The organism is Erythrobacter sp. CCH5-A1, from assembly GCF_001557115.1.
GTDB lineage: Bacteria > Pseudomonadota > Alphaproteobacteria > Sphingomonadales > Sphingomonadaceae > Erythrobacter.
In genome coordinates, this window is sequence record NZ_LSKQ01000179.1 from 1 (window position 1) to 1,161 (window position 1,161).

2 protein-coding genes and 1 pseudogene are annotated in these 1,161 nt (G+C 63.7%); all 3 read right to left on the minus strand.

Annotated elements, in window-relative coordinates:
- Positions 1–190 (minus strand): IS66 family insertion sequence element accessory protein TnpB (gene tnpB / locus AX708_RS10890; protein WP_155647223.1); only part of this gene is annotated, 190 nt, incomplete at its 3' end.
- Positions 187–564 (minus strand): transposase, encoded by a 378-nt coding sequence (locus AX708_RS10895; RefSeq protein WP_066530754.1) that lies wholly within the window; start codon positions 562–564, stop codon positions 187–189. The genes tnpB and AX708_RS10895, both read right to left, overlap by 4 nt.
- 125 nt (positions 565–689) lie before the next feature.
- Positions 690–1,161, minus strand: a pseudogene (locus AX708_RS10900) (IS3 family transposase); the annotation flags it as partial.

Consider the following 1,161-nt stretch of genomic DNA (forward strand, 5'->3'; position numbering starts at 1 on the left):
GCGACATGCCGATCCCGTCGTGCCAGATGATCTTGATCAGCGAGCCTGCGCGGCCCCGGAACACGAACAGATCGCCGCCATGCGGATTACGCTTCAAGCCCTGCTGCACCAGCAGCGCAAGGCCCTGCATGCCCTTGCGCATATCTGCGTGGCCGAGCGCGATCCACACCCGCGCGCCGGAAGGGATCATCGCAGGCTCTTCAGCGCCGCCGTCACCAGCGCCGGTGATGCCGCGGCGAAAACGCTCAGCCGCTTGCCGCGCGGCAGGTCGATGATGATCGCAGGGTGCTCGGCAGCGTTGGCAGCGACCACGCTCTCGTCCACCACCGCTTCGGCGAACACCGGCGCTGGCAGTGCCTCGGGCACGTCGCAGTCCCGGGCTGACTCTGCATCGAGAAGCTTGCGCCGCCAGGTGTAGATCAGCGCCGAAGAAATATCGTGACGGCGGCAAACCTCGGCAACGCACGCGCCCGGCGCGAATGCCTCGGACAGGATTTGCAGCCGCTCTTCCTCGCTCCACCGTCGCCGCCGCTCCGGCCCCGAATATACCGTCACCTGACCCATCGACCACTCCTAAGCGCGCTCAAAAGAGCACGCTAAAGAGCGCTCACCACCCACCTGGACAAGGCGGTCCCCGCCGGATGGATACTAAGCTCGCTGCCATTGTCCACCCTCATCGTCTTGGGTTAGCCGATCTCGCGGCATGCCTGTTCCAGCGTGGCTACCACGTCCTCGCCCCGGTAGCTGAACCGCGGATCGACCACCGGCGATAGCCGGGAGTAGGTATCGACAACGGTTAAGATGCGCAGCTTGCGCCCCGTCGCCAGCTGGTTATGAACAAAGTCCATCGCTCACACATCGTTCGGCCGCACCGCCGGCGCACGATCTTCCCGAAGCTTGGCCTTTACCCGTCGCTTGGTTGTCTTGTTGCGCAGCTGCAAGCCCAACTCCCTGTGAAGCCTATAGACCTTCTTGGCGTTCACGACCCAGCCCTCCCGGCGCAGGATGTGATAGACACGACGATAGCCGTAGCGGACGTGCGTCGCGCAGATCTCCTTGATGCGTTTCTTCAGAAAGGCCGGATCGGTGCGGTGGAACTGATAGTGGTAACTGGAAGTGTCGAACGGCAGTACCCGGCAAGCCCTGCGGATCGACAAGCCC

What these genes read in the sequence shown, in the direction of transcription:
- AX708_RS10895 (WP_066530754.1), bottom strand. Translation starts at nt 564, where the DNA reads ATGGGTCAGGTGACGGTATATTCGGGGCCGGAGCGGCGGCGACGGTGG.